This is a genomic window from Pseudomonas sp. TH41 (genome assembly GCF_016650695.1).
Taxonomy (GTDB): domain Bacteria; phylum Pseudomonadota; class Gammaproteobacteria; order Pseudomonadales; family Pseudomonadaceae; genus Aquipseudomonas.
In genome coordinates this window covers 648,028-671,053 of sequence record NZ_JAEKFH010000005.1, presented here as the reverse complement: position 1 = coordinate 671,053, position 23,026 = coordinate 648,028, and the positions used below count along the sequence as shown (strand labels likewise).

The window sequence follows — 23,026 nt, the reverse complement described above, 5'->3', positions numbered from 1 at the left end:
ATCATTTGAGGGTACGCATGATGAAAAGCTACGCACGGATCGACCAGGGCATTGTGGTCGAGATCATCCTCCCCTGGGCGGATGAAAATGGCGACGAGGTGCCTATCGAACAACGGTTCGCCCATGAACCCCACCTATTCAAAAATAGGCGGTGCGCTTAGCGAGGCGATGCGAGCGAGCAGTTCCAAGGCAGCAAGGCTTCGTAATCTTCAACCGAGGTTGCCTGTGGCAGGCGTTCAAGTGCGTGGCGCAACCACGCATAGGGCTCTTGGCCGTTGGCTTTAGCCGTCTCGACCAAACTGTAAAGTGGATCGCTGGCCATCGCGCCTTTGGGCGTGTCGCTGAACAGCCAATTCTTGCGCCCGATAACGAAGGGCCTGATCGCACGCTCTGCCGCATTGTTGTCGATCGGCAAGTAACCGGCTTCGGTGTTGCGCACCAACTTGATCCAGTTGCTGGCCAGGTAGCTGATGGCTTTGCCCAGTGCATTTTGCGCCGTCACTTGTGGCTGGGTTTTCTCCAACCATGTTTACAACTGCACCAACACCGGCAGGCTGTTTTGCTGTCGGCTTTCGTGGCGATGTTCATCGCCGACTTCTTTTAAATCTCGCTCGATACCGTACAGCTTGTTGATCAGATTCAGGGTCATATCGGCACGCCCGGTTTTACCTTTAGGCTGCACCTTTTGCGCCTCGATAAACTTGCGTCGCACATGTGCCCAACAGCCTAAACGTTCGACACCGGACTGCGCACCCAAGGCGTTATAACCAGCGCAATCATCGGTTATCAGGTAGCCGTGATAACCTTTGAGCAGGCGCGACGGAACCTCCTGCGCCCGGCTGGTCGAGTAGTCAAAAAGGATCACAGGCTGATTTGGTGGCCCGCGGGTTTGCACCCACATCAAAAAGCGGCATAGTTAGACGCTTGACGCCAAAACCACCTTGAAAAACGCCGGTACAATGAGTAGTACCGATTCAACCAAAAGGGAGTAGGCCAGATTGGTAAGCGGCGATTTGGATAGGATTCGAACGTTTTTGTTGGCGTTACCCCGGCGACAAAAGCGATTGATTCAGGTCCTCACGGATATCGTTCTCGTGTGGGTGGCACTGTGGATGGCATTTATGGTGCGATTGGGCATTGATGAAATGATCAATCCGTTAAGGGCTCATCTATGGCTATTCATTTGCGCTCCGCTTATAGCCATACCGCTCTTTATTCGCTTTGGTCTGTACCGCGCAGTGATGCGCTATTTCGGCAATGACGCGCTTATCGCCATCATAAAAGCCGTCAGTCTCTCATCGCTGATCCTGGCACTCGTGGTATTTTGGTATAGCAACTACGAAGCCGTGGTACCTCGCTCTATTGTTTTCAACTACTGGTGGCTTAGCCTCGTCATCATCGGCGGCTTGCGATTGTGTATGCGTCAATACTTCATGGGCGACTGGTTCACCGTTTCCCAGCATGTACCTTTCACGAATCGTGACAATGGCCTCACCAGGGTTGCGATTTATGGTGCAGGGATGGCTGGCAATCAGCTTGTCGCGGCACTTCGCATGGGGCGCGTTATGCGCCCCGTAGCCTTTATCGACGACGATTCAAGCATCGCCAATCGCTCCATCGCCGGCCTGCAAGTCTACAAACCAAAACACATTCAACAAATGATCGATGAAACAGGTGCCCAGGAGATTCTACTTGCGCTGCCATCATCAACCCGCGCACGCCGTAGGGAAATTCTCAATTTTCTTGAGGACTATCCTCTCCACGTTCGAAGCGTACCCAACTTCTCCGACCTGGCCAGCGGCCGGGTAAAGGTCGAAGACATCCAGGAAGTGGATATCGCCGACTTGCTGGGACGTGATTCGGTGCCCGCGCAACCAGACCTGCTCGAACGCTGTATTAAAGGCAAGACAGTCATGGTCACAGGCGCAGGCGGATCGATCGGTGCGGAACTTTGCCGGCAGATTTTCGCGCTCGGTCCGATGACGCTTTTGCTGTTTGAACACAGCGAATTCAACCTCTACAGCATTTTGTCGGAACTGGAGCAGCGCGCAAGTCGCAAGTCGGTGTCTGTGCGTCTACGCCCAATCCTGGGTTCCATTCGTCATCAGGACAAACTTCTGGATGTCATGAAGACCTGGAGCGTGGACACGGTCTATCATGCCGCTGCGTATAAGCACGTGCCCATGGTTGAGCACAACATCGCTGAAGGCGTGCTCAACAACGTGATTGGCACGCTCAACACTGCTCAGGCTGCCGTGCAGTCGGGTGTGTCCAATTTTGTGCTGATTTCCACCGATAAGGCCGTGCGCCCGACCAATATCATGGGCAGCACCAAGCGCTTGGCGGAGTTGACACTGCAAGCCCTCAGTCGAGAGATCGCCCCGGTGTTGTTCGGCGACAAAGCCAATGTGTCCCGGGTCAACAAGACGCGTTTCACCATGGTGCGCTTTGGCAATGTGCTGGGGTCTTCCGGTTCAGTGATTCCCCTGTTCCACAGTCAGATCAAGTCCGGTGGACCGTTGACGGTCACGCACCCGAAAATCACCCGCTATTTCATGACCATTCCCGAAGCGGCTCAACTGGTTATCCAGGCGGGTTCCATGGGGCAGGGCGGCGATGTTTTTGTTCTGGACATGGGCGAGCCGGTGAAGATTGTCGAGCTTGCAGAGAAGATGATTCACCTCTCCGGTTTGAGCGTTCGCTCGGAGAAGAATCTGCAAGGTGATATTTCCATCGAATTCACTGGCCTCCGTCCCGGCGAAAAGCTTTACGAAGAGTTGCTGATCGGCGACAACGTGGTAGCGACGCAGCACCCGATGATCATGAGCGCCAACGAAGATCATTTGCCTTGGGATGTGCTCAAGACCCGATTGACCGAGTTGCTGATTGCCGTCGAACAGGACGATTACGCCCGCGTCCGACAGATCCTGCGCGAAACCGTCAGTGGCTACACCCCCGATGGCGATATCGTGGACTGGATCTACCAGCAACGTCGACTCGAGCCCTGATTGTTTCACATCCTGTAACGGACACATTTTTGACAGGCTCCAGACATCGCCTAAGTTTGGAAGGCAGCTTCGGAAAAGCTGCTTTCTCAATTGATGTCATGGAGCGTCATTTATGCGTACTGGCTATTTCTACTCTCTGGTTTTTGCCTTGCTCACCAGCACCTCTATTGCTGCAGTTGCTGCGCCGACGGTCAAGCTCGAGGCTGGCAATGCACCCGTGGTCCTGGAGGTTTCTCCCAAGGCACAGTCCGGCAAGGTCGACCTGAACGGGGCCGATGCGCCGACCCTGCAACGTGAGTTGTCCGGTGTGGGTGAGGCCAAGGCTAAAGCGATTGTTGCCTATCGTGAGAGTAATGGGCCGTTTGCGTCGGTGGACGAATTGCTCGAAGTGAAGGGGATTGGCAAAGCCATTCTGGATAAGAATCGCGAGAAGCTCGAGGTGAACTAAGCGGGTAAGTCAGCGCCAGGGGCCGGTCATTGACCGGCCTTTTTGCCCTCTGGCTTGTGGAGAGGGGGATAATCTCAAAAGATCAAAAGATCAAAAGATCGCAGCCTTCGGCAGCTCCTACAGGGGCGGACCTTCTGTCGGTATGGGAAAAATTACGGCTATCATATACGGCTGAAATTATGCCTATAATAAAATCCGTTTCCCGCCTAAGCGTTCTGAACCTCAGACGCTTGCACTCCCTCAAGCATCCCCCAGGAGCACAGTCATGACTTCCATCCAGTCCCAAGGTACGGCCCTCGTCACCGGTGCTTCTTCCGGTATCGGTGCGATTTACGCTGAGCGGTTGGCGGCGCGTGGTTTCGATTTGTTGTTGGTCGCTCGCGATGAACAACGGTTGGAGGCGGCGGCGAGCAAGTTGCGCGCCGAGCATGGTGTTCAGGTCGAGGTGCTCAAGGCCGATCTCACGCAAAAGGAGGATGTGTTGAAGCTGGAGCAACGTCTTCGCAGCGATTCGAGCATCAGCCTGTTGCTAAATAATGCCGGGGTCGCGGCCGATGGTTTGTTGGCCAATGCCGACATGGATCAGCTGGAGCGCTTGATCCAACTGAATGTCACGACGGTCACGCGGTTGGCGTCGGCGGCGGCTGCCAGCTTCACCAAGGCCGGTCGGGGTTCGATCATTAATATCGCCTCGGTGGTGGCATTGTTTCCCGAGCGCTTCAACGCGACTTACAGCGCGAGTAAGGCCTATGTGTTAAGTCTGACGCAGTCGTTGAATGCTGAACTGGAAGGCACTGGAGTCAGGATTCAGGCGGTGTTGCCAGGGGCAACACGGACTGAAATCTGGGAACGTTCCGGTATCGACGCTTCCCAGATTCCGGCGGAGATGGTCATGGAAGCGGGGGAGATGGTCGATGCGGCGTTGGCGGGTCTGGACCAGGGCGAGTTGATCACCATTCCTTCGTTGCCGGATGCGAGCGAGTGGGAGGCCTTCGTTGCGGCGCGTTACGTGATGGCGCCAAATTTGTCCAAAAGTTCTGCCGCCGCGCGTTATAAGTGAGGCGTCATGAACCGGCCTGAGGTATTTGCGGTATGAGCGATCGTCGAGTGGTTGTAACAGGCATGGGTCTGGTGTCTCCGCTGGGTAGCGGTGTCGAAGCGGTCTGGGAACGTCTGTTGGCTGGGCGCTCCGGGTTGCGGAAACTGCCGGACGAGGTGGTTGCTGATCTGTCGACCAAGGTCGGTGGCGCGGTGCCGACCTTGGCAGAAGATGCCGAGGTGGGTTTTGATCCGGACCGGGCGACGCCGCCCAAAGAGCAGAAGAAGATGGATCGCTTCATTCTTTTCGCGATGGAAGCGGCGCGCCAGGCCTTGGAGCAAGCCGGTTGGCAGGCACAGGACGCGAATGCGCAGGAGCGCACTGCAACCATTATCGGTTCAGGTGTCGGTGGTTTCGGCGCGATTGCCGATGCGGTGCGCACCACGGACAGCCGTGGCCCGCGACGCTTGTCGCCGTTTACCATCCCTTCGTTCCTGGTGAACCTCGCCGCGGGTCATGTATCGATCCAGCATGGTTTCAAAGGCCCCTTGGGTGCTCCGGTAACGGCGTGCGCCGCCGGTGTTCAGGCGATTGGCGATGCCGCGCGGCTGATTCGTTGTGGCGAGGCGGATATTGCCGTGTGCGGCGGCGCGGAAGCAGCGATCGATCGCGTCAGTCTTGCCGGGTTTGCTGCGGCGCGTGCCTTGTCCAGTGGTTACAACGAAACCCCCGAGCGGGCTTCACGCCCCTTCGACAGTGGTCGCGATGGTTTTGTGATGGGCGAGGGCTCGGGCCTTCTGGTGATCGAGTCTCTGGAGCATGCGTTGGCGCGTGGTGCTCAACCGTTGGCTGAGCTGGTCGGTTACGGCACCAGCGCCGATGCCTATCATCTGACGGCAGGCCCTGAGGATGGCAGCGGTGCGCGGCGGGCGATGTCGCTGGCGCTGGCCCAGGCGGGCATTTCCCCTGCGCAGGTTCAGCATCTGAATGCTCATGCGACGTCGACCCCGGTTGGGGATCTGGGCGAGCTGGCGGCCATCAAGGCGTTGTTCGGTGCGGATAACAAGATTGCGGTGACATCGACAAAGTCGGCGACCGGGCATTTGCTGGGCGCGGCAGGCGGAATCGAGGCGATCTTCACGCTGTTGGCGATTCGCGACCAGATCGTGCCGGCCACCCTCAACTTCGATAACCCGGATCCCGCCGCCCAAGGCGTCGACATCGTTCACGGGCAAGCACGGCCGATGGCGATCGAGTACGCGCTGTCCAACGGTTTCGGGTTTGGTGGGGTGAATGCCAGCGTGTTGTTCAAGCGCTGGAAAGATTAGATCTGGGCTTGGTTAAGGAAGGTACGCGTGACGTCGAGAATCTGCCGGGCCAGTTCGGGATTCTCGACACTGCGCGAAAGCAGCAACGCCCCTACCAGTGCGGACATGAAAAAAATGCTGCGGTCCTCTGTATTCTCGCCCTCAAGCGTGCCCTGGATTTGGCGAAGGCGTGCATTGAGCACCACGTCAGAGGTTGGGCTCGGCTGACCGCGCATGCCGAGTTCCGATGACATGGTGGGCAGCGGGCAGCCTTCATGGGGCGAAGTCTGGTGCCACTCGGACAAATAGGCGTTGATGAAGGCCTCGAGCGGGCGCTCCTGGGCGAACAGTTCGGCGCAAACAACATCAACCTCGTCGCCAGCGGCCTGCAAGGCCTTTTCCACCAACTCGTCTTTGGACTTGAAATGCGAGTAAAAGCCACCGTGAGTCAACCCCAGCGCTTTCATCAGCGGTTGCAGGCCGGTCGCACCGATACCGTCACGGCGAAAGCGTACTGAAGCTTCCTTGATGATGCGTTGGTGGGTCTGGGCTTTATGGTCTTGCGAGTAACGCATCTCGAATCTCCGCAACAGTGCGCCATATTAACCAATGAAAATGGGATGGTGACTGTACTTCTACTCCTAAAAAGCATGCAGATGCGTCGATCTTGGTCGAAAGCCAGTTTTATAGATGGCACGAATAGTGATTACACATTAGCTGACGATTGTTGAACAATCATGAGGCGATGAGCATGAGCAGCGGACTGTCCCTGGCCGACCACATCACATTGGAATTGCGCGCCGACATTATTGGTGGTCGCTTGCTGCCTGGCATGGCGCTGGTGGAGAGCGATCTGGTGTCTGCCTACAACGCCTCTCGCAACACTATCCGCGAAGCGTTGCATCGCTTGGGGCAGGAAGGCCTGACCCGGTATGTACGCAACAAGGGCGTGATGGTGCGCAGGCTCGGCGTCGAGGACGTGCGGGATCTGTTCAACGTCCGCCGGACCCTGGAGCTGCAAGCCATCAGCGCCAGTCAACCGCTGCGCGAGTATCAGTCCGACCGGATGCTCGAAGCCCTGGAGGCCACCGAACTGGCCCGCGAGCGCGAGGACTGGCGCGCCGTTGGCACCCACAGCCTGGCGTTTCATCAACATATCGTCGGGTTGCTGCGCAGCCCATTATTCGATGAGTTCTTCACCAATGTCGTCGCGCAATTGCGTCTGGTGTTCTGCAGTGCGCCTGATGAATCACGTTTTCAGGCGCCCTGGCTGGCGCGCGACCGACAGATTCATGAATGGCTGGCCGAGGGCAACAAGCGCGCGGCCGAGGATGCCATGAGCCTTTATCTCGACGATTCAGAACACCTTCTGGTGCAACTGCTTGCGCCTTCTTCCCATCACTGATCGAGGATTCTTGCCATGTACAAAGACTATCCGGCGGCCTATCAAGTCAGCAAAGGCTCGGCGTTGCAGGTGGACAAACCCTTTTATGAGCGAATTCGCGACACGAAGGAGGGGCGCACACTGATCGAGTCGTTCGAGGTGCCGATCCGCACGGGGCGCGCCTGGAAGGTGCCGGCCGGGCATGTGTTTCGCGTGACCACACCGGTCGGGCCGCAGGTCGGGGACTTCAACGTCTGGAATGCCAACGATCCGCGCGAACGTTTATGGGCCGCGCGGACCCGGCAGTTGCAGGGCGCCCACGTCAGCACCCATGATCGGCTCTGGTCCAACCTGCCCTTTCTGCGGCCACTGGTGACCATCACCGACGATAGCCTGGCGGGTTACGGCATCGACGAACATGGCGGTCGTCTGCACGATTTGCTCGGCACTCGCTGCGATCCCTATGTGAACAAAATGCTCACTGGCGAAGATTTCCATCATCACTGCCACTCGAACCTGACCCGCGCGGTGTTACCTCATGGCCTGACCGAGTTCGACGTGCACGATGTGCTGAACATTTTCCAGTGCACCGGCCTGAACCACGACGACATGTACTTCATGAAGGCCTGTCCGGCGCAGAAGGGGGACTACCTGGAGTTCTTTGCCGAAATCGATTTGCTGTGCGCACTGTCGACCTGCCCAGGAGGCGATTTGTCGCTGGCCATGTGGGGGCCGGATGCGCAAGATCCGCTGAGTGTGTGCCGCCCGCTGGGTGTGGAGATTTATTGTTTGGACGATTCGTTGCTTGCGGGCTGGAGTCAGCCTGAGCGTGCCGCCTACAAAGGGCTGCACGGGTTGCACATTGCCAAGGCGGCGTGGGAAAAGTAGGGGCAAAAAGATCGCGGCCTTCGACGGTTCCTGCACCGGTGCTGTTTCTCGCCTGCCGTTGTAGGAGCCGGCGCTTTTCAAGGCTGCTGCATGTCCTTGACGCTGCTCATATTTTTTAATCCACCCGAACGGTTGTAACTTCGTCTCAGATAGGTACAATGGCGCGGCTCGCCGTCAGGTGAGCGTCGTTATGGTGACCCCATCGGTCCCCCCGCAACGATTACCCGTGAACCTGGTCAGATCCGGAAGGAAGCAGCCACAGCGGGAACATTGTGTGCCGGGGTGTGGCTGGTGGGGTTGCCTCCATAACGCCAACTTGTTGATGTACAACGAGTTATTTCTAGAGAAATCCTTAGAGTGGACCAATGTGTGGGCGCCCAAGTGGGCCACCTCAGACCATCCTAACGGCCTCATTCTCATCTGTCAGCATCCCTATCTGTTTTACCCTCTGAGAGCTCCTCAGGGCGTATCCTGCTGCCTGCTCGTTTGTTCTGTTGGCCGTTGCAGCAGTCCTGAAGCTGGCTGGCACCAGCGGGCTAACAGCTCGTCCCTAACGTAAGTGGCTCGCCTGAAGGCATACCAAGGATGGATCCTGATGATTGATGGCCCACGAGATCCCTTTGAGGTTCTCCTGATGAGTCCATCTTCAAGGTTCTTCAGGATGCTGAAGAGAGACCTCTGGGAAAGCTGAGGGAAGGCTTTAGCCAGTTCATCCATACTGCCAACCCAGCAGTTCCAGGCCGTCAGGTGTTCGCACAGGTAGCGGAAGACCATCGTCTCAGTTACAGGCTTCCCGTGGTCCATGAGCTCAAAGAGCTTCTGATAGTCCACCGTGAGGTTCTTCAGGAATGGGTCATGGACCTCAGTTGCTTCAATCAACTCAGCAGCGTTCCTTGCCTCTGAAGGGAGTCGGGTATCAATCCCCACATACTTGTCCACTGCGTTCGTTGCGATCTTCGCTGGTTCAGTTGACTTGTTCAAAGCTTGGTCAACAATCTCTCCTGTCAGGGCATCTACGATGAAGAGACCTTCAGCGGTTCGCTCTCCGACCATAGAGTGTTTGAGTTTGGGAGTGATGGAGTCCTCTAGGCGTCCTTGAGGTTCTGTCATACAGCATCCTGATTTGATGACTATCAATGTGATGAGCCCGTCCGTTAGGACTCCACAAGAAGGGAATCCCTAATCTCTAGAAAGGGGGCGATGGGGGGGCGTGATACTTGGGCTGGAGGGGAATTTCAGTGCAGTCTGAGTGCAGTGATCTCAGCAGTCAGTGTGTGGATGGTTAATCATTGATTGATCACATCCCAAGCAAGCACTCAGTAGGCAGGGCTCAGGAACTCCCGAGGCTCTTCACCTTGGGAACTCCTGAGAGTTACAACTGAGCACTCCCTGAGAGCTGTGTCTCCTCTATATGTGCTCTGGGGGGGATCCAAGGTGGGGAGAAACGAACGCTCTTATAGGTGGGGAGAAGGGCTTTTGACCTTAGAAATGTCAACGGACAGAGCCCTCAGAAGAGGACTCCTTGCTGCCGTAAAAATCGCCTCGTTTTGATATCCAGGCCCTTCACGAACTCCGGTTTCAGCTTGACACCGGCAATGTGTTTCACCACGTCATAGATCGTCCCACCTTCACGCAGGATGTACAGAGCACGAGGTTCTGTATCGACGCGGAATTGAGCTTCAAACTTAAGGTTGGCAAGAAGAAGCCTAATGCCTCCTTTTTCCTGCATCGCTGGTCCTGACTTCGAGTGCGCGGTATTTTCTTTGGGTGTCATCCATTCGAGATTCTCTGCTCTGTTGTTTTTCCGGTTGCTGTCCTTGTGATTTACCTCGGGTTTCCCATCCGGGTTTGGGATAAATGCCTGAGCGACCAATCTATGGACAAGCCGCCCGTAGGTCTTAGCGTTCATGCTGAGGCATGCAAGTAGATAGCCTTTGTTATCCGCAGGGCGCAGCTCGCGAGGCTTCCGCCCTTTGAAGCTAAGAACCCGCCCGTCGATGGTCACTGCATACCCTGGGAAACCCTTGATGGGTTTGGCCCTAACTCCTTCATAGAGAAACTCTCCTGTGCGCCTTTCCGCGCAGGTGCCCTTACGTTGCTTCATCTCGTGTCCTTCAGTGGCCGCTAATCCGTTATGGCTCGTACATTCCGTGTTCCATCAGCCATCCGAGGGCTGTCTGAGTCGCCGGGTCGTTCGGAAGGATCCCCTTGAGGTTGTTCAAGATGAGTTTCTTCTGACGCTCTACCTGCTCAGGATCCAGGTCAGGTCGCAGGAGGTTCGCACTTGCAACCACGGATTGCCCCAACTGTGTCCCATACTTCACTGCGGGGAAGTTCCCAGCGATGTTCCCCAGGTCAGGCCCTCTCCAGGCCTTCGCGGGTTTGTCACCATTGAAGTCCTCAGTGTCCCTCGTGGTCCTCGCAAGACCTGCATAAGGAAGCCCCAAAGGGGTCCCAATGGTGTCGTATGCCATGGAAGGTGCAGCGAGGTACGAAGAACGCTTCAGGGCAGCTACAGCCAGTGTTGTCGGGTCCCACTTGTCTAGATCCGAGTCATAGCCCAAGGCGTTCTTGTAGAACTCCCGGCGTTTATCCTCATCACGGATTGTCTGAGCACGAACAATGGCAAAGCCTGTGGTGCCCATCGCGGAGAGTCCCAGGGAGAGACTCATCTGGAGTGCTTCATCGATGTCCCCATTGCGGATCCGGTTGGCCCCCTTTAGGAACTTCTTCTCCAGGGACCTCATTGAGAAAGTCTGGAACTGGGTCAGAAAGCGGATGAAGGGGTTCTTGGAATCAGCCCATATGAAGGTGTCACCGAGGGAAGGGCGCTGGATCACATCGGTTGCTGCCATATCGCCCATACGGCGGATCTCAGCGACAACCTGACGTGCTTCCAGGGCATCCTTACCGGAACCCTTGAGGAGCCTCGAAGCGTTCAGCGAGAGCTGACCTTTTGAGCCCACCTTGGAGCTCTTCTTGACGTGCGCCAGGACCTTCGAGAACAAGGTAGGATCCACGTTCATGTGCTTCAGCTTGGCCGGCGAGAAGACCTTCGAGGAGCTCCCGTGGGCATGCCGAACGAGAGTCGCAAGGAACTCTTCCTGAGCTGCCTTGACGATCCGGTTAGTGGTTGCCCCCAAGAGTTTCGCTGAGGGTGCCACTTGGGCCAGTCGGGAGGTCCCTGCGAAAACAGCCGCGATGGGAGCTGGGGCACTTTCTTTCGCTACCGTGTACGCCGTATGCAGGTGAGACGGGTAGACCACATCGTGAAGCTCCTCACCCCAAAGACGGTTTTGCAGGAGCATCAGGTCATCAGCCGTGGACTTTCCTTTGGCTACCCGCTGGAACATCTCACCGACCCCAGGGAGAGCCTTGAAGAAGAACCCCATGCCGTAGTTGGCAAGCCCTGAGGATATCTCGGTGTAGTTCATTGGGCCCATGTAGGCCGACTTCGCCACGAAAGAGAGGTTAGTCAGTGACCCGGCCAGCATATCAGCAGCACCTCTACCATCCTGATTGAGGCTCATGCCGTACATCTTCTTGGCTGCAATCTTCATGGCATTGAGGTCGCCCTGGAGTTGCCGCTTCAGCTTGGGATTATCGTCCCGAGTAGCTTTGGCGATCTGCTGCTCAATCCTTGAGAGCCTCTCGGAGAATCCTGCGAACCCCTTGTCACCAAGCCCCACGGACATTGCCAGATCCCCAGCAGTGCGCTTGTGGTAGCTGTGCATGATTGCCCGCACATCACCACTACGGAGGTCTTTGTTGATGCTGAATTGGGAGCCATCCGCCAGGGTGATATTAGCGTCCGTGCTAAAGATCCCACGGGAGCGCATGAAGTCAGGCAGCTCAGCCGGATCCATGGTCTTGTACAGGTGGGCCTTGATGCGGCTCATGTCCTGGTCCACGTAACCGAGAGCCTGGTTCTTCGCTTTCTGGAATGCCCAGCGGCGGAAGTCCGAGGTCAGCTTGCCGATCTCATCGAGAGCCTTTCGGGCCATCTCTTGAGCACCTGCCGCACCTTCAGGAGTCTCCGCATTCTTCAAGGCCTTCTCAGCCAACTTGGCGAACTCTTCCTCATACGCCTGGATAGCCTTGGCGCGAACCTGTGGATTCCCGAGGGAGGCATAGAGAGCCCTCCCAGCGATCTCCAGGAGACGATCATCGCCACCAGCCTTAGCCGATGCTCGGGCAATCTTGGCGGTATCCATGATCACAGGGGAGTAGTTGGCGACACCTGCCCATTCCTTGGGATTGTCGATGATGTCAGCGCCAGTTCCGTAGCGTCTCGCTGGGGTCAGCACGTCACCTATTCGGCGATCATAGAAGTTACCCATCAGGTCAGCCGCTTCAGAGACCCCTTTAGGAAGCCCCTGACGATTACCACTTTCACGAGCCATCGTTACGAGGTAGCCAAACTCTTCCTCAAGTTCTGCCTTGGAGAGTCCCGAGGAGCGCTTCGAGGTGATGTAGCCGTTGGCATGGCGAGCATAAGTGGAATCGACATCGAACCACTCGTTGTCCAGGTTCCGCTTGACCTCTTCACCAGTCATCCGCCCAAGGCCAGTGGTTCCGTCCTTATAGCCCTTGTCGTTTCGGAATAGGCCCATAGCGGCTGTGCGGATGTCCTCGTTTTGACTGGAGCTCATCCGTTCGCCAATCGTTGAGAACCTCGCCACAGGGTTGAAGGTGTCTTCCTTGAGGACCTTCGAGGTGAGTGGCCCAGGCTGATAACCTTGCTCGGGAATGATCCCGGCGTCCTCAAGGGTCTTGGAGGTTTCCGCATCCTCGACATATCGGAAGCTATCCATGCTGTCCGTCTTGCCGAGAGCTTTCTTGATCCCTACTGCGACACCATGAAGCGCCGCCCCACCAACTGCTCCAGCGAGGATTGCTGATTTGTAGTCCGCATCGACGCCTGTAGAGGTTTCTCGCAGGGACTCTGTGAGGGCTCCGTAAGCGGCCCCTTCTGTAGCTGCTCCAAGTGATCCGGCAAGGATTCGAGCTGTTCCTGGATTGAAGAGGCGACCAACTTGAGCTCCTCCAGGGATGAAGAGGGCGCTGTATGTAACTGGGTCACCGAGCATCTCCCCAAGTCCGCTTGACAAAGACGTAAGGACTCCCTGACGCCCATCAGCAGCCGCACTGGCTCGGTTTTCTTTGGCGATCTCAATGAGTCCATCAAGGTCCTCTCCTGAATATGCGTGGTTGAATACGAACGAGGCCCCGGCTTCACCGATCCCCGCTGCTGTGACCTTCTGGAGATCGTCCTCATTGGGAACCCAGTCGATGTCCCGCTCAGTTACCGGAATGGTTACTCGGCCAGAGCGAATATCAGAGCCGATGGAGGAGCGCTGAAGACCTTCAGTGAAGGCATCCCACTTGGATCTCTCGGAGTCCGTTCCGAGTTCTTCAGGAGTAGCGGAAGCGATCTGGTCGATGGCACTTTCAGTGGGAGCCTGAGTGGTCCCGAAGTTGATACGGCTAGGCGCTCGTGTGCCATCTGCTGCCCAGCCTGATTGCTTTCCCTCAAGGATCTTCTGGAGATACCCACGGGTTTCCTCTGGGAGGTCCACGTTTTCGATGATCCCACCGGCCTTGTCGATCTTCCGTTGGAGAGCTGTGGGGCCCATGTTGTAGGCCGCAAGAGCCAGCTCATCGGAGCCCCCGAAGCGTTTCTTCAGGTCAGCCATGTAGCGTGCTTGTGCAGGAATCGACTTCTCTGGGTTATGGAAGTCCTCATCGGTCTCCAACCCGTAGGCCTTGCCGGTCCCTGGGATGAACTGAGAGAGACCCTTTGCCTGACCGTACTTGGTCATTGGGCCTACTGCCTGAGGATTCCAACTGGATTCCGCGAAGCCTTGACGCTCAAGGAGGTCAGGACTTACGCCATGTGCTTCCCCAGCGGCTGCATAGAGAGCTCGGTAGGGGGATTCTGTAGGCAAAGAGGTAGCGTCGGCGTCATTGCGCATTGTGTGGTTTCCTTTTTTGTTGCTGCCGTCTGGTTCCCTTCCGCCTGAGACTCCAGCGCCCCCACAAGGGCACTCAGACAGACTCAGACGACAGGAATAAACGGGCTGGATATTTGAAGAATGGCTGTAGGGAAACAGCTAGTTGAAAGGGTGATCAGGCGCCTATTTTCCTGTGATATTGCCTTCTTGGCCTGTGTTAGCACCTGTCTGGTTAGCGCCCTTAGACGGGTTGTTAGCCTTGTACGCGCTATAGGTATTTGCGGCTTGCTGGCCTAGAGAAAGGAGCTGAGTCCACTTGGAAGGCTGGGAGTTCACTACCGAACGGCGTAGCTCATTGAGATTGGACTGAGCGCTGATCTGGTTGGTCTGTTTAATCAATAGGGACTGAGCCACAGTGCGACTGAAGTTGTCTTTCACGCTGTCTTCGGCCCTCAGGTCGGAACCCTTGGCTATCCGCATGACACGATCCATGGAATTCCCCTCCATGCCCGTCTCTGAAGATGCCGCCCGAAGAGCAGCGATGTTCATTAGGGAGTTCGACTGCATGTTGGAGAGGTCAGCGGCGGCTTGCTCGGAGGCTGCTTGAACCTCCAGGTCAGTTGTTTGGCCTGCATAGTTGTAGGTCTGGACCATTGCCGAGACCTGGGCCTTGTAGTCCTCCTCGATCCGCTTTCGGTTTTCCTTATCTACCTTGCCACCGAGAAAAAGCCCGATGACAGCGCCTATAGCCGCGCCCCAAGGACCCGCCGCTGATCCTGCTTGAGCGCCTGCAAGTGCTCCGCTTGCTGCTGACATATGTTCTGTCCTTGGTTAGTTGGTTGCGTGAATTGTTTGGTTGAAGCTCTCGGGGACCTCCTGGCGTTCCATGGGGCCAACCTGGTTGCTTAGTAGCGTTAGCAGTTCCTCATAGGCGGCGTTCGCTTCTGCATAATCGGAGAAAACCTGCTCAGTCGTGAGGTGTGCATGTGAGCCGTTCACAGGTGAGGAGTGGACCGAGTAGCAGCGCCCGTCAGTGAATAAGTGTTCAAACACAACGGCACCGACAACACCTTCCAAATCGTGGGCGCAGTGAAGCATTCGTGCGGAGAGCATCTTGTGGGTTACAGCTGTTTCTTCGAGGGTGTCGACCATTTCCGTTCTCTCGGTGGGTTTATGGATCTAAGGTGGGGAGGAACTGAAATTAGTGAAGCGTGACACCCTTGGGATTAGTCAAAATCTGATCGTAGGCATAGCGCAGGGCTGTGGTGCTATAGCCTTTGACTGTGATTTCTCCATAGGCTCTTGGGCTGACCTTCAGACTGAGTTGAGTCGAGTAGTCGTCTGCCAGTTCTTGAAGGCGCCTCCATTCGCCGGGAATCGGTAAACGCACTTGGGCGCTAGGACCTTCCGTTTGAATGATTGCCATAAGGGTCTGAAGAATGGTGAAAGCGCTTTGTAGGACTGCTGGAACTTCTATAGAGATTTCTCCTTCATCCACTAGATCGAACCGTTGGAGAAGATCACTGAGCGATTGGACTGACATAGTTGGGCCTGCTGGTTGATTGAATTTGAGAAGGGAGTTCCTGCGTGAAATCTGGTGGATGATCTGACCTAGGCCATTACAGATTTCACGGAGCAGCACCCTGGGATTCCTTCAGGATTTACGCCTGGGCAGTTCTCTAGTAGGGGAGACCTTCAAGAGGTCCCGAAGGGCTGGCGGGAGGAGTGACTGGAGCGGGATCGGATTAGTCCCGAACTGGAGTCCTTTCAATGCTCGCCAAGTCCACGCAGGTTCATTAAACGCGCCGACCACCAACCATTCTTGGAAGCTATGCCGCGCCCACTGACACCCCGTAGTGGCGTTAAAGGCTCCATAGGTGAACCTCCAGGAGTCCAAGTAAACGAAGTTCATTGACCTAGGGTGGTGGTCCGATTCGAGCGCCGATTCGAGCGCCTTAAGCTGAGCTCGGGTGGTTTGCGTTTCGGCCCAGGTGAGTAATGCCAGGGTGTCCTCATTCAGGTCTCCAGAGTCGGCCCAGGCTGAATGAAAGAGATCCGCAAGGAACGGAAGTGCTTCTTTAGGGGCATTCTGCGGTAGCTGCTTAATGAAGTCGGTCATGGTTCGGTCCAATTAGGTCGTCGTTTAGGCGGATGCGGTAACGTGAATACCTTGTATCCAGGTGGCTCTCTCTACTGCGCTGAGGAGCTCTCCCGTGGTGATCTCATGGCCGTCCTCAATAGCCTCTCCCCGAGCCTCCACCAGATAGTCCTCCCGTCCCGACTGACCGTCACAAAGAGCCACCGCGAGGACCTGACCGCTTAGGGCATCAATAATGGTGAAGCTGTAGGTGCTACCCCGCTTGCGATGCTTGAGGAGGCTTCCTGGTGTCTTGGCTGCTTGGGTCCATTCGTTGGCTGTCGTCTTCTTGATCATCTGATGACTCCTTTTCTGGGCATGAAGGGATCCCTTGGGGCGTTCCTGGGGAGCCTTGGCTATGCGAAGTGTTTGGGAGAGTGATAATGTGTCGGAGTAAATAGTAAACCAATTGTCATCGGAGTCAATAGTAAACCCTATGCCTATTAACTATATGAAAAGTGATTTTGATCTAACAAAACTATTAGGAAGGGCGCTTCTTCTGATGCGCATGGCGGGCCCTAAGGTGTTGGCGGAAAACGGGGATACGCCAGTTTCACGGTGGAAAAACATAGGGCAGGGGAGGGCACGACTTGGAGCCGAGGAGCTGGAAACGCTATCCAGGATGTTTCCTGGCTACCAGCAATGGTTACTGACTGGATCGGCCTCGTGCTCTATTTTGCAGACCACTCCGCAGGATTCAGGGGAAGTGGTTGAGATTGACGCTTGAGTATGGCACCTAGCCATCTTACATTGAGCGTTTGCCGTAGAGAGTACTAAATGCTCTTCTGTATTGGCGGTAATTTGTTGTGAGGTTAGGTGCCGAGGCGCGGCGCACTAAAGTTTTGCAATGCTGGCAGTGCTACTTAAGTAGATTGTCGCTGGTTTGTAGCCTTTTGTTTGGATGTTTTTTTTGATTATTTAGGGAAAATATTATGCGTCTCTCTCCATCTGATCCTGATATTGCGACTGTATATCGTAAAATACAAAATGGGCGATTGGATTTGCAGCCCGACTTTCAACGTGGAGAGGTTTGGGGGAAGCCCAAAAAACAAAGATTGATTGATAGTATTTTGAGGGAATGGCATGTTCCTCCAGTTCATGTGATTGAGATTGCGGATACTGATAAGCAGGAAGTTCTTGATGGTCAACAAAGACTGGCTGCTATTAGGGATTTTATGGAGGGTCAGTTCCCTGTTAACGGCTATCAAGAACCAGTAGAAGATTTTTTAGTTGAGCTGGAGGGGAAGCTTTTTTCTGAGCTTCCTGCAAAATATATATCTAGATTTGAAAATTTTACGATCAGGGTTTTGACGATTTCCGACTATAGTCCAGAAGAGCCAGGGGAGTTATTTTTTAGGTTGAATCAACCGACAAATCTTACCTCGGCTGAGCAGCGGAATGCTTACTTTGGAGAGGCTAGGCAGCAAGTTAAAGATATATCAAACTATATGGTCGAGCTTGGCTTCTCTAGAGAGAATCTAGGGTTTTCTAACTCTAGAATGGCATATGATGATGTTGTTGCTAAGTTTCTTATTGCGCTTGAAATTGGTTCGCTTCAAAAGAAAGTAACCGCTGGTGCAGTAACAGCTAGATATCGCGAGCAGACTGGTTTTGGTGAGGAGTTGGTCAGCGAGTCCAAGCGGTGCTTGAGCATTCTTCATAAGGCATTGGCTGAAGGTAGTTTTCCTGGGAAGCTTAACAAAGCGACCGTGTATAGTTGGTTGGTGTTTATTTACGTGTCTACCAGAAGTTATGGTGATGAAACTTTTGTTGTGGAGTTTTTTTCATACTTTGAGTCTCTGCGATCTAATGTGGCTTCGGGGTTTATTGAGTTGCCGGCTTGGGTGTCCCCTGAGTTTGTTGAGAAAATGTTTGAGGTTTATCAGGACCGTGCAAGCTCTCGTGTTGCTGATACCTCTTCGGTAATACTGAGGGATATTATTATATGGATGGTTTTGGCTATTTGGGGGGCGAAATTTAGAGAGGAGAACTTTGAGCTGCAATCTGTCTACAGATTAATGATTGCTGGAAGTTCGCAAGGTGGAAGCGTAAACGAGGAACAAATTTCTCGCATAGTACGACAATTGAATTGGGGGAAGGCGCTGTGAGTAATCTTCGTGTTGCCCGATTTGAAGATCACCGGCGGCGCGCCCTAAAACGTAATTACGATATATTTCTAAGTCGAATTGTGTATAGGGGAACCGAGATATTTCCGGGGTTAGAAGTAAAGTTGACACCGGGTTTATCAGTTTTAGTCGGTAGGAATGGTATTGGAAAAAGTAATATAATTAGGTCTGTCTATAATAAATTTGTCACTGATAGTAGTAATAGATCGAAATTTACATTGCCGTTGGTCAAGGACGTGGATTGTAAGGTGTCCGTTAGATTTAAGAATAATGTTGTGCTAGATGCCTCTGGATTTTTATTCGATCCGTGTGGCCTTATTCCATCTGTTCAGGAACTTTTCCTTAGTCAGGAAAATATTGAGGAGTTGGTCGAGAGTTCGGGGCTTGTAGAGCTTTCGGAGGAAGAGCTTAGAGTTATTAATTTTATAGTAGGTGCAAATTATAGTAGTGTGTCTGTTGCGTCTATTGAAGAAGGGTTCGAAAAATTCCCCGTCGTTCCTTATTTTAAGGTTGTGATTTCTGATCGTGAGTATGATAGTAGAGGGATGGGGCTGGGTGAATTATCTCTTTTTTATTTTTATTGGTTGATAACGTATATGTCCAAATGCGATGGGGCGAGGGTCCTATTTGTTGAGGAACCTGAGAGTTTTTTGCCTCCTGCAGCGTTGGATAGGGTTCTCGGGTTTCTTTTTAAAGTTGGCGATGAGCAAGGTATTCCTATTTTATTGACAACTCATTCGGAACGAATTTTGGGGCTGGTTCCCAGAAGTCATGTTAGGGTAATTAAAAATACTATTGATGGTGTCAGGTGTTCTGAAGTTGTTACTGCTAATGAACCGTTAAGGGTTCTTGGGTTAAGTGCAGTCAAGAGAGGAATTCTGCTGGTCGAGGATTCGGCGGCGGAAATATTTTTAAAAATACTGATAAATCTTTCGCGCACCCACTCGGCAGATTCTTTCTATTATGTTAAGTCGGGGTCTGAAGGAGATATTCGAAAGCAAGTTAAATGCTTTCCGGATGCAATAGATGGTTTTAGGGTTGTTGGGATTTTTGATGGGGATATGCGTGATGCTGTCTCTGGTAAAGAATACGCCAATACAGCATATTGTTTTCTTCCGGGGGTAATAGCACCCGAAAAGCTTCTGATGGAATATATTCAGAGTCTCAAAGTGGTGGAATTGGCTGGTGTGCTTGGGATGTTACCTGATCGCGTGATTGAAGGGCTGGAACGTGCAGCAGGAAGGGATCATCATGATTTCTTTGTCGAGTTTTCGAAAGAGGTCCAGCGTGGTTTTCAAGATATTTTCACTTTAGTGTGCTCACACTGGGCAAAAAGCAATGAGGCACTAGTCAACATTTTTTTGAAAGAGTTAGAAAGGTATTATTAGTTCCGACGAAACGTGCGCTAATGGTGAGCTCTTACATGTATCAAACCTGAGATTTTTCGGGTTGAGCCTTGACGTCGAAATGATGGTCTACATTGCTTTGAGGCTATCATTGAGGAGATCGGAGGGCAGCAATGATCAATCCAATCATTCAGGCAATGCAGGCGAGGGCAGAACTGTTAGACATCCAGGGGAGCACTCTGGGCCTAAACGATGCCCTAGCGAATCTCGCGGGATGGATTGAGCTGAGGCAGGAGGATTTGCCCGAGGATGATCTAGCGGTTCTCCTGGAGGTCGGAGCCATTCTCTACAGGGAAGGGCTCAAGAGGAGAATGGGAGAGTGACCAGGAGGAGGCTCTAGCGGAGGTCCTAAGGTGCTTTATCCAAATTGGATGAGGGCGCGCGGCGCGACACCCTTGAGGATGATCTTCGATCATGAGCATCCAGACTCCTTCAAAATATTGATCCATTTAGTGTGTGGAGGATCAATCTTCCTCCTCGCCTTCGTCCATTAAACCGAGTTGTTTTGACAGCATTTGATGTATGTACCGACTCCTTGTCCATCGCTTCCAGAGCTTCGTAACACTCAGAAAACCTAGAACAGCTATTGGCGCTGCTGAAAAATCGACAAACGGGAAAGAGAAGGCCGCTTGAATAAGCAGAAGATAGAGGGATAGCACTAGGACTATTCGGATAGCCCAATACAAAGAGTCCATTTTCGCTTCAAGCAATCCAGTTTCCCTTTTTGCTAACCTTTCGATACTTCTCTGGGTGGCCGCTTTTTTGAGGGCGAGTTCGTCTGTCTTGCGCTTTGAGTGAGAGGCCCAGAAAGCGTCAATACTTTTGTTTATAAACGGGGCTCCGATGTTTAATAGCAGGCCAATAAAGACAGAAAGTACCCACCATGATGGATTTGAAAATGCTTTAAGGGCTTCGTCCATAGAGACTCCTGAGATTATGGGTTGCGATAAGCTGATGCCCGCCTTTTTGTCAAGCTTTGGAGGGCGTATTGGTGACTCGTTTGGGGGGAGATCTTTGGACAGGTTAACAGATTGCAAAATGGTGGCACAGGTCTCCGCCAGTACCTGTTTTAAGGGGCTCTCGGTGATGGATAAGGGGTTGTCGAGAAAGATCGTGGATTAGTCCGATTGCTCTATACGTTTCACTCTAGAGAACGGGTGAGACACCAGGCCATACAAGACCTGTTGAGCCGGAGAGTCGCCTTTTTCTCCACAGCAACAGGTTTCAAGTCCTGAACAATCTTCTTGCGGAGCTCCTCTTTAAAGACCCCCCGAACATCTCAAAGACGAGACCCGCGATCTTTTGGGTGGTGTACTGCTCGGTGACTTGCTGGAGGACCTGTGGAGCTTCCATTGGGGCGACTTTCTGAGCTGCCACTTCGGATGATGCCTCGGGCTTTTCGATGGTGACGGTGGAGACTCCCCCCCGCCCCCCGGAGGATGTCATTGATCATTAGTGAGCATAGCGGCTCCGCCATGCCTAGAAGATAGCAATCTTAGGTGACTCCAGTTGCCGCTGTTATAGCGTCCAAGGGTGGCAATGGTAAATTACCTTGATTCCATGTTTTAAAAAATTCATCCATGGTCTCCTTGGTGTCTGGGTCGATTCAATCCTCTCCAGATAGCTCTTCTCCTCTGAATCTTACTTGCGGAGAATTGTCTTTGCCTGCAGAGTTAATTCGCTTGGCTTTTGCTAATGCTGTTGGGATCTTTGGGGCATCCGGTATGTTTCCTTGGAGTTCTACTCCCCCTTCAAGAGCTTTCATTGCGATGAAGCCTCTCAGGATGTTTTCTCTGTAAGTATAAAGTCCTTTCCTGTCCATTGCATTCTCGATAATCTCCCCATACGGTTTCTTCTTCAGGTCCCTAAGTTTTACTAGGAAGTTTGGCTGTGGCAATGGTAGGTATTCAGGAGGAGGATTTTTGCCATGAATTTTTTCATGGATGCGTATGTACGACAGAAAAATGCTCTCGCTGTATCTGATGGTGTCCTCTGAGTCGCTTGTTGCCCATAGTATTTCCGTATAGTCAGGAGACCTATGGGCCGTCGCTTGTTCGTAAGGCCGCTTGAGATGGGCGCCGATACTAGAAATGGCATCTCTTAAGGCTTGCTCAAAAAGCTTCATATCTAGATGGCTAACTGGATGGTCTTCATTGAATGCTATCCAGAGTAATTTCTCCATAATTAAATGTGCGTAGGATGGAAAGCCATTGGAGATTTTCGCTATTGTGAAACAGACATCATTTCCCACTGTTAGGGAAAACGCAGCGGCTCCGTCGCGAACGATATCCTCGCGGGCAGACCAGCCAAGGCGCTCTAAGCCAATAGTGTGGAGCTGCCGGAAGCTTGATTCGTGCGACCCCAAGAGCTTGTCCAGTGATGTGGCGACACCTGTGAAGATGAACTTAACATTTACTCCGCGATCTCCTAGGTCCTTGAGGAAGGTAGCAAATAACTTTCTTTCAGTCTCAGACTCTATCTGGTCAAACTCGTCAATTATTATTACGGGTTGTTCAGAATGATATTTTGCGATTTCCTCTGTGGCATTAACGGCCGAGTACATTGAGTCTACTTTAAAAACTTCTACTTTTTTGGTCGAGTTTTTCCAGCTTATGGAGTAGATCTTTACATTTAGAGTTTGTGTAATTGTGTGGTCGTAGCCGCCAGCTAGTGATTTCATGACGCGATCAACTAGGTTTTCTATGGTTTCATAAAATTTGGTGTCGGGGCCGCAACCAATTTGTATAGGTGAGTTGTCTGATGATTGATACTGTGCAGCCGCCGCTGCCGCTAGAGATGACTTACCTACTCCCCTGTCACCGTAAATAAAAACATGGCGCCCGTTGGCGTAAAGTGCCTCCTCGATCAGAGATAACTCTTTTTCACGCCCAAAAAGCTGTTGTATGCTCTTCACAGGGCCCGAAGCGGACATGTGCTCATTCAGTTTTTTTGTGAATTCAGTTTTATTTTCAAATCCTGCTATCGACATAAAATCCCTATTAAGCACAGCGGGTAAGTAGTTCGTTTGGGCGAGCAATGTCGGATAGGTTAACAGGTTGCAAAATGGTGGCACAGGCCTCAGTCGGTAGCGGCTCTGAGGTTTTCTAGTGGACTAATCACCATGATCTTCTCTTGGCTGGGCTCTTAGCGATCAAAAACACTCAGCCATTCAGGTTTACCGAAGAGCCCCTGCTGTTCGCCCCGATGAAGGTTGACACCTAGGGGGTGGTGATCAGTTGAGGTGCTGGGTTGGAGACCACTAAGGTCAGGTGACGTACCTGTTCAGTCAACGAGGTCATGGCTTCCGATTGTTGAGCAATCAACCCCAG

19 protein-coding genes, 1 other RNA gene and 1 pseudogene are annotated in these 23,026 nt (G+C 53.2%); 10 read left to right on the top strand and 11 right to left on the bottom strand.

Annotated elements, in window-relative coordinates:
• Positions 1-157: 157 nt before the first annotated feature.
• Positions 158-901, bottom strand: a pseudogene (tnpC, locus tag JFU37_RS21540) (IS66 family transposase); the annotation flags it as partial.
• A gap of 112 nt (positions 902-1,013) precedes the next feature.
• Here tnpC and JFU37_RS21535 point away from each other — a divergent pair.
• The 4 genes from JFU37_RS21535 to fabF all read left to right on the top strand — a co-directional run bounded on the left by JFU37_RS21535 (position 1,014) and on the right by fabF (position 5,823).
• Complete coding sequence (locus JFU37_RS21535) at positions 1,014-3,008, top strand: polysaccharide biosynthesis protein (protein WP_201118434.1); 1,995 nt, start codon at positions 1,014-1,016, stop codon at positions 3,006-3,008.
• 112 nt (positions 3,009-3,120) lie between these two features.
• On the top strand, positions 3,121-3,456 hold the full coding sequence (locus tag JFU37_RS21530) for a ComEA family DNA-binding protein (protein WP_201118431.1): 336 nt from the start codon (positions 3,121-3,123) through the stop codon (positions 3,454-3,456).
• 265 nt (positions 3,457-3,721) lie between these two features.
• Positions 3,722-4,516, top strand: coding sequence for an SDR family NAD(P)-dependent oxidoreductase (locus JFU37_RS21525; RefSeq protein WP_201118428.1), 795 nt, complete (start codon positions 3,722-3,724; stop codon positions 4,514-4,516).
• 32 nt (positions 4,517-4,548) lie between these two features.
• Positions 4,549-5,823 (top strand): beta-ketoacyl-ACP synthase II, encoded by a 1,275-nt coding sequence (gene fabF, locus JFU37_RS21520; RefSeq protein WP_201118425.1) that lies wholly within the window; start codon positions 4,549-4,551, stop codon positions 5,821-5,823.
• Here fabF and JFU37_RS21515 read toward each other — a convergent pair.
• Positions 5,820-6,377, bottom strand: a complete 558-nt coding sequence (locus JFU37_RS21515) for a TetR/AcrR family transcriptional regulator (protein ID WP_201118420.1) — start codon at positions 6,375-6,377, stop codon at positions 5,820-5,822. The genes fabF and JFU37_RS21515 overlap by 4 nt on opposite strands.
• A 176-nt stretch (positions 6,378-6,553) precedes the next feature.
• Here JFU37_RS21515 and JFU37_RS21510 point away from each other — a divergent pair, with 176 nt between their 5' ends.
• The 3 genes from JFU37_RS21510 (at position 6,554) to ffs (ending at position 8,371) form a co-directional block, all read left to right on the top strand.
• Positions 6,554-7,207: a GntR family transcriptional regulator gene (locus JFU37_RS21510; protein ID WP_201118419.1), complete on the top strand. Its 654-nt coding sequence runs from the start codon at positions 6,554-6,556 to the stop codon at positions 7,205-7,207.
• 15 nt (positions 7,208-7,222) lie between these two features.
• Positions 7,223-8,074 (top strand): urea carboxylase-associated family protein, encoded by an 852-nt coding sequence (locus JFU37_RS21505; protein ID WP_201118417.1) that lies wholly within the window; start codon positions 7,223-7,225, stop codon positions 8,072-8,074.
• 200 nt (positions 8,075-8,274) lie between these two features.
• An RNA gene (gene ffs, locus JFU37_RS21500) (signal recognition particle sRNA small type) lies at positions 8,275-8,371 on the top strand.
• 162 nt (positions 8,372-8,533) lie between these two features.
• Here ffs and JFU37_RS21495 read toward each other — a convergent pair.
• The 7 genes from JFU37_RS21495 to JFU37_RS21465 all read right to left on the bottom strand — a co-directional run bounded on the left by JFU37_RS21495 (position 8,534) and on the right by JFU37_RS21465 (position 16,462).
• On the bottom strand, positions 8,534-9,184 hold the full coding sequence (locus JFU37_RS21495) for a hypothetical protein (RefSeq protein WP_201118415.1): 651 nt from the start codon (positions 9,182-9,184) through the stop codon (positions 8,534-8,536).
• Between the two features lie 397 nt (positions 9,185-9,581).
• Positions 9,582-10,178, bottom strand: a complete 597-nt coding sequence (locus tag JFU37_RS21490; protein ID WP_201118413.1) for an HNH endonuclease signature motif containing protein — start codon at positions 10,176-10,178, stop codon at positions 9,582-9,584.
• Positions 10,179-10,206: 28 nt separating this feature from the next.
• Positions 10,207-14,049 (bottom strand): transglycosylase SLT domain-containing protein, encoded by a 3,843-nt coding sequence (locus tag JFU37_RS21485; RefSeq protein ID WP_201118411.1) that lies wholly within the window; start codon positions 14,047-14,049, stop codon positions 10,207-10,209.
• A 162-nt stretch (positions 14,050-14,211) separates the two neighbouring features.
• The gene (locus JFU37_RS21480) at positions 14,212-14,844 is read right to left on the bottom strand and encodes a virion core protein, T7 gp14 family (protein ID WP_201118393.1); all 633 of its coding nucleotides are present in this window, start codon (positions 14,842-14,844) and stop codon (positions 14,212-14,214) included.
• Between the two features lie 15 nt (positions 14,845-14,859).
• Positions 14,860-15,180, bottom strand: coding sequence for a hypothetical protein (locus JFU37_RS21475; protein WP_201118391.1), 321 nt, complete (start codon positions 15,178-15,180; stop codon positions 14,860-14,862).
• 49 nt (positions 15,181-15,229) lie between these two features.
• On the bottom strand, positions 15,230-15,670 hold the full coding sequence (locus JFU37_RS21470) for a hypothetical protein (RefSeq protein WP_201118389.1): 441 nt from the start codon (positions 15,668-15,670) through the stop codon (positions 15,230-15,232).
• 501 nt (positions 15,671-16,171) lie between these two features.
• On the bottom strand, positions 16,172-16,462 hold the full coding sequence (locus tag JFU37_RS21465) for a hypothetical protein (protein WP_201118388.1): 291 nt from the start codon (positions 16,460-16,462) through the stop codon (positions 16,172-16,174).
• 635 nt (positions 16,463-17,097) lie between these two features.
• Between JFU37_RS21465 and JFU37_RS21460 the strand changes: the two genes are divergently transcribed.
• The 3 genes from JFU37_RS21460 to JFU37_RS21450 all read left to right on the top strand — a co-directional run bounded on the left by JFU37_RS21460 (position 17,098) and on the right by JFU37_RS21450 (position 20,020).
• A complete protein-coding gene (locus JFU37_RS21460) occupies positions 17,098-18,273 on the top strand; it encodes a DUF262 domain-containing protein (RefSeq protein ID WP_201118386.1) in 1,176 nt (391 codons plus the stop codon).
• Positions 18,270-19,679, top strand: a complete 1,410-nt coding sequence (locus JFU37_RS30770; RefSeq protein WP_201118384.1) for an AAA family ATPase — start codon at positions 18,270-18,272, stop codon at positions 19,677-19,679. Before JFU37_RS21460 ends, JFU37_RS30770 begins: the two co-directional genes overlap by 4 nt.
• Before the next feature lie 131 nt (positions 19,680-19,810).
• Positions 19,811-20,020: a hypothetical protein gene (locus JFU37_RS21450; protein ID WP_201118383.1), complete on the top strand. Its 210-nt coding sequence runs from the start codon at positions 19,811-19,813 to the stop codon at positions 20,018-20,020.
• A 141-nt stretch (positions 20,021-20,161) separates the two neighbouring features.
• Here the strand turns inward: JFU37_RS21450 and JFU37_RS21445 are convergent, their stop codons facing one another.
• Together JFU37_RS21445 and JFU37_RS21440 are read right to left on the bottom strand one after the other, a co-directional pair.
• Positions 20,162-20,617: a hypothetical protein gene (locus JFU37_RS21445; protein ID WP_201118380.1), complete on the bottom strand. Its 456-nt coding sequence runs from the start codon at positions 20,615-20,617 to the stop codon at positions 20,162-20,164.
• A 686-nt stretch (positions 20,618-21,303) separates the two neighbouring features.
• Positions 21,304-22,686, bottom strand: coding sequence for an ATP-binding protein (locus JFU37_RS21440; protein WP_201118378.1), 1,383 nt, complete (start codon positions 22,684-22,686; stop codon positions 21,304-21,306).
• Between the last annotated feature and the right edge of the window lie 340 nt (positions 22,687-23,026).